9 protein-coding genes and 1 pseudogene are annotated in these 7,995 nt (G+C 70.8%); all 10 read right to left on the minus strand.

Annotated elements, in window-relative coordinates; translation table 11 throughout:
* Nucleotides 1-216 precede the first annotated feature (216 nt).
* Nucleotides 217-1,617: a site-specific integrase gene (locus AB0399_RS39895; RefSeq protein ID WP_366414623.1), complete on the minus strand. Its 1,401-nt coding sequence runs from the start codon at nt 1,615-1,617 to the stop codon at nt 217-219.
* Nucleotides 1,618-1,674: 57 nt separating this feature from the next.
* The gene (locus AB0399_RS39900; RefSeq protein ID WP_366414629.1) at nt 1,675-1,848 is read right to left on the minus strand and encodes a helix-turn-helix domain-containing protein; all 174 of its coding nucleotides are present in this window, start codon (nt 1,846-1,848) and stop codon (nt 1,675-1,677) included.
* Nucleotides 1,849-2,014: 166 nt separating this feature from the next.
* On the minus strand, nt 2,015-2,320 hold the full coding sequence (locus AB0399_RS39905; RefSeq protein ID WP_366414624.1) for a DUF6303 family protein: 306 nt from the start codon (nt 2,318-2,320) through the stop codon (nt 2,015-2,017).
* Between the two features lie 32 nt (nt 2,321-2,352).
* Nucleotides 2,353-2,973, minus strand: a complete 621-nt coding sequence (locus tag AB0399_RS39910) for a hypothetical protein (protein ID WP_366414625.1) — start codon at nt 2,971-2,973, stop codon at nt 2,353-2,355.
* Nucleotides 2,974-3,005: 32 nt separating this feature from the next.
* Nucleotides 3,006-3,239, minus strand: a complete 234-nt coding sequence (locus tag AB0399_RS39915; RefSeq protein WP_366414626.1) for a hypothetical protein — start codon at nt 3,237-3,239, stop codon at nt 3,006-3,008.
* Between the two features lie 18 nt (nt 3,240-3,257).
* A complete protein-coding gene (locus AB0399_RS39920; RefSeq protein ID WP_328467935.1) occupies nt 3,258-3,452 on the minus strand; it encodes a hypothetical protein in 195 nt (64 codons plus the stop codon).
* Nucleotides 3,453-3,904: 452 nt separating this feature from the next.
* On the minus strand, nt 3,905-5,980 hold the full coding sequence (locus AB0399_RS39925) for a cell division protein FtsK (protein WP_366414627.1): 2,076 nt from the start codon (nt 5,978-5,980) through the stop codon (nt 3,905-3,907).
* Nucleotides 5,981-6,405: 425 nt separating this feature from the next.
* Nucleotides 6,406-7,218: pseudogene (locus tag AB0399_RS39930) on the minus strand (hypothetical protein); the annotation flags it as partial.
* The gene (locus AB0399_RS39935) at nt 7,215-7,343 is read right to left on the minus strand and encodes a hypothetical protein (RefSeq protein ID WP_328467951.1); all 129 of its coding nucleotides are present in this window, start codon (nt 7,341-7,343) and stop codon (nt 7,215-7,217) included. The gene AB0399_RS39935 and the pseudogene AB0399_RS39930, both read right to left, overlap by 4 nt.
* Before the next feature lie 189 nt (nt 7,344-7,532).
* The gene (locus AB0399_RS39940; protein ID WP_366414628.1) at nt 7,533-7,904 is read right to left on the minus strand and encodes a hypothetical protein; all 372 of its coding nucleotides are present in this window, start codon (nt 7,902-7,904) and stop codon (nt 7,533-7,535) included.
* Nucleotides 7,905-7,995 lie beyond the last annotated feature (91 nt).

The following is a 7,995-nucleotide window of genomic DNA, read 5'->3' on the forward strand; positions in this document are numbered from 1 at the left end:
CCCACTTTTTTTAATGATCCGGCTACCACCGAGATATACAGTTGTGCTAACACACTATTTCCCACCCCGACCCTCTGCCGATCTGGTCTCGAAGCTTCGAGACCCGCCCCCACCTGTGTTCTGTCCCACCTGCGGCCCACCGGATGCCACTGCCGATCAGTGCGTGTGGCCAACCTGTGGCCAGGAACGCCGGGGCTGGTGGTCGGACACGTTCCGTCATCCGCCCTGGTCGGCCAGCGCCCTACCGATCAGCTCGTTGGCGTGGTGCTGGACGCCCCGGAGGATCTTCGCGTAGAAGCGGAAGAGCACGGCGACGCTGTGCCCGGCCCGCCGCGCGACCTCCACCGGGTCGACGCCGGCCTTGATCCACAGGGACACGCCTGCCTGGCGGAGCGAGTACGGCACTTCGGCAAGCGGGGTCTCACGCTCCTCCGCCGAGAGCACCTTCTCCCTGGCCCTCTGCCACAGCTCTGTGTACTCGGTGGACCGCACCCGGCCTCCCCCTACCGCGCGGAAGAGCCGTCCGTCGGGCGTGGTGCCGTACTTCCTTCTGTGCTCGCGGAGCATGCGGACGAGCACGGGTGGGATCGGGACGGATCGAGTTGCCTTGCGAGCCCGCCTCTTGAGCCCGCGCTGTTCGTAGGGCAACCCGTCGTCGGTCCATCCGGCGCCGACTTCGGGTCGGCTCTCGAAGAGGACGAGTTCGCCCCACGCGTCTTCGTCCGCCTCGTCCGAGAACACACACGCTTTGCCGCTGAGCGCGGCGACTTCGGACGGTCGCATCGCGGCGTAGTACATGCAGCCGAAGAACGCTTCGATGTGCTCGCCGCGCTGTCCTTGCTGGCCGACGGCGTCGATGAGACGTGCCGCGAGTAGTGGGTCGGGCACATACCGGAAGTCGACCTCGTCCTCGGTGTCGGGCGGTTCCCAGTCGATCCGGGAGAGCGGATTCACGCTGAGCAGTTCCCGCTCGACTGCGTAGCGCAGGGCGTTGTTGAACGTGGTCCGCTTGCGCCGGAACGTGTTGTCGGCGGCGGCCGTGCCGTCGAGTTTGAGGGACAGTGCCGTCAAGGCGGCCCGCAACCTGTCCGAGTGGGACAAGTCCGCCAACTTCAGCGAGCTCTTGGCGATCCACGCCAGCGCTGCGGCTTCTGCTTGCGGCACGGCCTCCGCGTCCTTGCGCGCCACCAACACGCCTTCAGCTCGGCAGATCTGAAACGCCCAGGTGAGCAGAGCGCGTCGCAAGGTTCCCTTGGGCGGCATTCCCTTCTCCGACGCCACCAGAGTCACAGTGACGGTGGTGAGGGCTTCGGCGATTCCCGCCCGGTGTTTGGCGGCGGCGCGCGGCCACTTCATGAGCACGTAGGCGCAGGCGTGGTCGTACCACGTCGGAGAGTTCCGCTCACGTAACTCGCTCGCCGGAAGGCCGGTCTCGGTGTCGAACTGTTCGCCTTCGCGTAGCGCCGACATCAATTGTGAACGGCGGGCGTCAGCGAGGGCGTTGGTCCTGAACGGCTCTTGGTGCTTCCGATCGCCTACCCGCCAACGGAGTTGGAAGGGAGCGCTCTTGCTATCGCGGTTCCGGATTCCCCAGATCCGCACGTCGTAGGTCAGCATGTGACCACCTCCGGGTGGGTGCGCGCCCTGCGCAGGCCGCGCACCCGGGATCTGGGTTCAGTCGGACAGGTCATGGCAGTTGGTCGACCACCACGTGTCGAGGTCGCTGCGGCGCACGCGGATCTGGCCGTTGGGGAGCCGTACGCACCTGGGAGCCTCGCCGCGGGCGCGCATGCGGTAGAAGGCGGACCGGGACATGCCGATCTCGTCCAGGACTTCGGGGAGTTTCAGAGTCGGGTGGCGCGGGGGCGTCTTCGGGTGGCTGGGACTTCGGCCGGCACGTGGATGAGTGGGCGGGTGCTTGGGCATGTTGATGGCACCTCCTGTGCCGTTGTTGCGGGGTGGGAGGCCGGAGCAGCGGGTTTCCTTGGCCGGTTGGCCGCTGCTCCGGGTTGAGTCAGGTGTCGTCGTCGGTGGTGGGGTGGGCGGGGGCGACGGTGGTGGTGGCGACGAGGGAGACGGTGCCGTCGGGGTCGCCTTCGAAGACGGTTTCCATCCAGTCCCAGGTGTGTTCGCCGTCGAGGAGGGTGTAGCCGAGGGTGGCGAGGGCGGTGGTGCGGGCGCGGAGGGTGGGGATGCCGTCGGCGAGGGGGAAGGGGACGGTGGGCCAGCGGGCTTCGTCCGGCAGGGCTACGAAGACCTGCCATTCGGTGCCGTCGTAGGACTGGATCATGTGGGCGCGGATCGCGCGGGTATGGGGCATGCGCTCCTTTCGTCGGTGAGGTGCGGGTGCGGTCAGCTCGCGTGCAGGAAGCCGTGGGCGTCGGCGAAGCGGATGAGGTGGTGGAGGGCGCGTTCGGCGTGCTCGCCGTAGGCGTGGGCGGTGTCGGCGAGCGCGGTCGACAACTCGGTCTCGGCGTCGGCCTCTTCGTTGTCCTGCGCCTGCTCGCACGCGATGAGCTGGGCGCGGAGGTCGGCGAGGTGGTGGGCGCCGGCTTGGGTGGTGAGGGAGCCGCTGAGGTCGGGGAGGTCGTCGGCGGCGAGGGGGTAGTTGCCGTTGCGGTCGCGGGGGAGCTCGGCGTGGTGGGGGCGTTCGGCGCGGAGGACGGCGGCCAGGGCGGTGGCGGTGCCGTGGGCGTAGCCGAGGGCGGCGTTCTCGTAGAGGTCGCGGGTGTGGTGTTCGAGGACGAGGTAGAGGTCGCTGAGCTGCCAGAGGGCTTCGTCATGGGGGCGTGCGGGCTCCGAGCCGCCGGGGAGGGTGAGCAGGCCGGGGACGGGGATGATGCGGGCCGGGCCGGTGGTGCGGGCGGTGTGGCGGGCGTGCTGGTGGGCGTCGCGCAGTTCGCGGGAGGCGGCGGCGAGGGCGTGCACGCTTTCGAGGAGTGTGAGGTGCCATTCCGGGGTGGTGTCGGGCATGGGTTTCTCCGTTGGGTGAGTCGGGTGGGTGGTCAGGCCGGCGGGCCGGCCGGGGCGGTGGACAGTCCGGCGCGTTCGAGGAGTTGGCGGAGGTCTCCGCCGACGGCGGCGAGGCGGTGCTCGATGGCCTGCCAGGACTCGGGGTCGATGGACATCAGCGCAGTGATCGCGGTGGGGCCTTGGCCGAGTTCGAGAGCGGTGAGGGCGTCGCGGAGGTCGCCGACGGCCATCAGGGAGAGCCGGGGCGCGGTGGTCTGGACGCACATGGTGAACTCCCTATGTGGTCATGTGTGGTTGCCGGGGATGGCGTCGCGGAGGGCGGACATGATCTGGTCGACGGACGGGGCGGCGCTGCTGCGGGCGAGGTAGAAGCCGAAGAGCAGGGCGACGATCGCGGCGCCGGCGCCGAGGGCGCGGTAGCGGATGAGCAGGGCCACCAGGGCGCCGAACAGGACGAGCGCGGAGATGCTGAAAGCCATCGGGGTGCCTTTCTCGGGAGCGGGGCGGCTCCGCGGTCAGCGGGTGCCTTCGCGGTGCAGCCGCGTGGCGACGTTGTAGAGGTGGCGGCCGACGCGGACGCGCTGTCCGTAGCCGCGGCAGCGGCGGCACTCCCGGCCGCGGACGATCCGTCCGCGCCGGTTCTGCCGCACCTTGAACCCGAACCCGCCGCACCTGCGGCAGACGCCGAGCGGGCTGGCCGCGCACAGGGCGGCGTAACAGGCGATCGCGATCGCTGTGAGGGCTATAGCGGCGGCGAGTGGAGGCATGAGAGACCCCTTTCCAGGGCGGAATCAGGGCGTGCGGAAGGTGGGCCGCTAGGAGCTAGCGGCCAGGTCAGAGGTGGAATGGGGCGCTATCGGAGGTGCTAGACCTAGCGGGGTACTGCGCTAGGCCGGCAACCCCCGGGGCGGCTACACGCATCCACGCGCAGCTACGCGGCGGCAGTCCCGTCGTCTCGCTCGGCGAGGGCGTTGAGCACGTCCTCGCGGCGCAGGCCGCGGCGGTTGGCGCCCTTGCCGTCGGCGGTGCCCCACACCTGCACGGTCCGAAGGCCGTACGGCTTGACGGCGGCGGCCAGTTGCTCCGGCGTCCACTGGGCGTAGACCTCGGGACGGAGTTCGGCGAGCCGGGTGACGATGTCCTCGCTCCACGCCTTCGCCTTGCCGGACGGGAGCGCGGAGACGAGGTCGGTGAGCAGGTCGTACGAGGCCGCGCTCGCAGCTACGGTGTCCTCGCCGAGGGCTTGCCCGGTCAGCATCCCCGCCCGCTTCCGCAGCTCGTGGACGCGCAGGGTCAGTGCGTCGGCGGCGGGCGCGTCGAGCTTGACGCAGCGCACGATGCGGGCGTCGGCTCCTTCGCCGACGAACCACGCGATGCCCTTGTCTGCCCAGGCCAGGGTGTTGGCGCGGATGCCGCGCTTGTACGAGCCGGTGCCGAGCACCATGTCGTTCTCGATCTGGCCCATCACCTTGAGGCACCACCGCACGGTGGCGTTCGCCGAGATGCCGGTCGGCAGCGACTTGGAGTCGGGCCGTTGGGTGGCGAGGAGCAGTGTGATGCCCAGCGCAGGCCCGCGCTTGACGAGATCGGTGCAGTGCTCCTCGAACTCGGCTCCGTATTGGGGGTGTTCGAACCACTTCTGGCATTCGTCCACGCCGATGATGATCGGGTGGAGCCCGAGCGACTTGCGGTCGGCAAGTGTGGAGGTGACCTTCGACTCCGGGCAGAGGTCTTTCGGGAGTTCGCGGATGACGCGCGCCCTGCGCCTCAACTCCGCGCGCAACTCGCGCAGATCGGCGAGGGCATACGCGATGTCGTCCTCTTCCTCGCCGGCCCGGTATCGGTGGGCGACGCGGGCGAGGGGCGACAGGTCGCCGGTGCCCTTGAGGTCGTACGCGTGGATCTCGGCGCGCAGGTCCATGCACGCGATCAGCAGGACCAGGCGCAGGAGGAAGGTCTTGCCCATCCTCGGGACGGCTCCGACGATCCCGGAGACGTACATCAGCGTCTGGCTCACCCAACGTCCGCGCTGGTCGGTTGCGAACGGCTGGGGCTTGAACAGGTCGACCGAACCGGCTTCCAGGAGCGGCCACTTGGGCTGCCGGGTCCGGGACATGTCCTGGTCGCCGACCCACAGCCGCAGTCGCCCGGTGTGCTCGTCCGGGACTGCCTCCGGCCATACGCAGCCGAGCGGGCGCCGCAGCCCGCTCGCCAACTTCTCGCGGCGGTCGAGGACATCGGCGACGGTGACGCCGTAAGGGAGGTCGCCCTCGGCGAGCCACCCGGGCCCGTCGCGGGTGATGGGCGCGGTGAAGGCGAAGCCCGTATTTCCCTTGGCCTGCCCCTGGTTGATCGCGGGAATGCCGAGAGCGCCGAGCGCACGAAGCACGATGTCGCTCGTGAGCTTGGTCGCCTTCGGGATTTCCACAGCCCTGTGGATGATCGGTGCGTCCGCCGGCTGACCGAGCCGGCCGAAGGCGAGAGTGAGCGCCGCGCCACACGCGGCGACCATCCACGCCGGGCCGAGTAGGTACAGCGCGAGCGCGGTCACCGTGCCGCAGATCGCCGCGAGTGCGCCGACGACCGTACGCCACCGCACCCGGCGGTCCCGCTGCCGCGAGAGCTTCAGGTACTCCTCGACGTCCTCGCGCGTGGCCGCCGCTTGGCGCAGGGGCCCGCCTTCCGCGTCGCCCACCCACCGCAGCGAGCCGCCGACGAACCGGGCGGCGCCGAGCGGCGCTTGGAGGGTGAGGCGGAGGGCGTACCAGGGCGCGCGGACCGCGTGATACGCGGTGACGTGGCTGACGTACCCGCCTGCCCACCGTGCCGCGCCGCGGAGTTCGCGTCGCGAGCGGGCCCACGGCGGGACGACGGGGCGGCGCTTCGCACCACGGCTGCGGTCGGTGAGACCGGGGCCGGGTCTGTTGCTGGGCTTGTCGACCAGGAGCACGGAGTCGGGTGTGGCTAAGGGTGCTTTCTCGGAGTCGTCGTTGAGGTCGTGGTTCACTGGCGATTCCTTCCTGAGTGGAGGAACGCCGGGGCCCGGCCCTACCCGCCAAAGCAGCGGCCGGGCCCCGGTGATGGGGTGGCACGGGGCGAGTGGCCTCAGCGTTCGGCGTTCACCGGACGCGGGCCGCGTTCACGGTCGAGGCGTACGAACACGCTGTGGACGTAGCTCGGGGCGCGGGTGGCGCGGCGGGCGGTCTCGCGGACGGTGAGACCGTCGGTCCAGCCGCGTTCGATGGCCGCCAACGCCTCGGAGGTGTCGAGCTTGGCGGGTGAACGGTCGGCAGAACGGACGTCGTCCAGGCGGCTGTTCACCTGCGGGAGTTCGGTGAACAGCGTCCGGGGATACCGGCGAACATTCGCGGTGGCGTGAGCCATCTGGTCGCGGACCTGCCTGGCCAGCGCTGAAGCGGCAGGGTCCGGAGGAGGAGCCCAGGGCGACGGCAGAGCGACCGTCGCGAGGCCGGCCGCGTGGCGGCGGGCTGCGAGTTGGTCGAGCAGCTTGCCGCGCTGAGCGGCGTCGGTACCCACGGACGTCTTTGCCACGGCCACGGACAGCCGCCGCGCGGTCCGCCGTCCGCGCCGCTTTTCTCGTCGCGCCGGGGCGATCTCGGCGAGCCGGGCGGCCAGCGTCACCGCTCGTACGGTGGCCCGGTCGCGGGTGATCTGAGCGGCGTCGCGGTGCCGTTCGGCGATCCCGAGCCGGGAGAGGAGACGTTCCCGCAACTCTCGTACCAGCAGGGCGCCGAACCCGTTGGACGACGCGTCCGGCGCGCGATGCCGTAGCTCGATGCCCATCGCGAGGTGCCAGAGCAATGCGGCCAACACGGGACCCACGAAAGCCCGCACGGTGCCGCCGACCGGGCCGGACTCCGCGTACGCGGGGATGATCTGCACTCCCGTGATCACCCAGACGAGCACGCCGGGGACGCCGGGAGCCGAGGTCGGCCCGTTCAGGTTCTGCCGGGCCAGCAACGCGGTTGCGAAGAGGGCGAGTTCGGCAGCCCCGAACATGGCGGCGCGCTCGGCCGTACCCGCCATGTCGAGGTAGTCGGCGGCGAACCGCCATGACGTGTCGGCGCTGTAGGCCGTGCAGCCGACGGCCGCCAGGGCAGCGACGCGGATGGCCGGCGTGCCGCGTCGCAGTTGCCGGAGAAGGAGCCATCCGGACCAGGCCGCGACGGTGGCAAAGGCGCAGACGGCTGCCGGGTTGCGGGTGAGGACTAGGAGGGCGTTCACGCCGCCTCCCGCACCGGGACCGCCGTACCGCGCAGCAGTTCGGCGCCGCCGAGTCGTACGGCGTACCAGGCGTCCTGCAAGGCGAGGTCGTCGTGTTCGCCCTCGTCCAGCAGCTCGGCGAGCACGTCACGGGCAACCGCCAGGCGGGCGGCCCGTGCGTCCGCAGACTCGCCAGTGCCTGGCGGTCCACGGAACAAGTCCCGGAAGCAACCCGGGAGTTCTCCTAAGTCGAAGTCGCCGCCGCTCTCGCAGCGACGGGTGAACGTACGCATGAACGCTCCTGCTCTGAGTGGTATCGGGAGCCGTGGAACGGCTCAGACGCGGAACCGCCGCGGCGACGCCAAGCGCGCCGACCAACGGACGACCGCGGTGGCGGCGCTGAAGCCGCCGACTCCGGCCAGGGCGGTCAGCAGCCAGTCGGCGCCGACCTCACTGGCCGAGTGCCCGGCGACGAAGGCGAAGAGCACGGCGAGGACGTAACCGGCCGCGCGCGCCGCGTTCCTGCGGGGCGTGGCGGGGACGGTCGCCCGGGCGACGAGGTCGAGGTCGCCCGGCTCGGCGAGGTGCAGGTCGGACGCGACCTGGAAGGCGACGAGGGGGCCGTCGGTGTGGCGGGCGAGGCCGGCCACGGTGCCGAGGGCCTGGTCGGTGCGGTCACGGACCACGTCGCCGATTGCGAGGTGCATCGGGTCCCTCCTTGGGGTGGTGGGGACCGCTCATCACGGACGAGCGGTCATGACCTCCGGCACGGCCGCCGGCCGCTCGGGGGCGGCGGCC

The sequence above is a fragment of the Streptomyces sp. NPDC088194 genome (genome assembly GCF_040702025.1).
GTDB lineage: Bacteria > Actinomycetota > Actinomycetes > Streptomycetales > Streptomycetaceae > Actinacidiphila.

Coding starts and splice junctions, on each gene's coding strand:
- AB0399_RS39940 (WP_366414628.1), bottom strand. CDS start 7,904: ATGCACCTCGCAATCGGCGACGTGGTCCGTGACCGCACCGACCAGGCC.
- AB0399_RS39895 (WP_366414623.1), bottom strand. CDS start 1,617: ATGCTGACCTACGACGTGCGGATCTGGGGAATCCGGAACCGCGATAGC.
- AB0399_RS39915 (WP_366414626.1), bottom strand. CDS start 3,239: ATGTGCGTCCAGACCACCGCGCCCCGGCTCTCCCTGATGGCCGTCGGC.
- AB0399_RS39905 (WP_366414624.1), bottom strand. CDS start 2,320: ATGCCCCATACCCGCGCGATCCGCGCCCACATGATCCAGTCCTACGAC.
- AB0399_RS39910 (WP_366414625.1), bottom strand. CDS start 2,973: ATGCCCGACACCACCCCGGAATGGCACCTCACACTCCTCGAAAGCGTG.
- AB0399_RS39920 (WP_328467935.1), bottom strand. CDS start 3,452: ATGGCTTTCAGCATCTCCGCGCTCGTCCTGTTCGGCGCCCTGGTGGCC.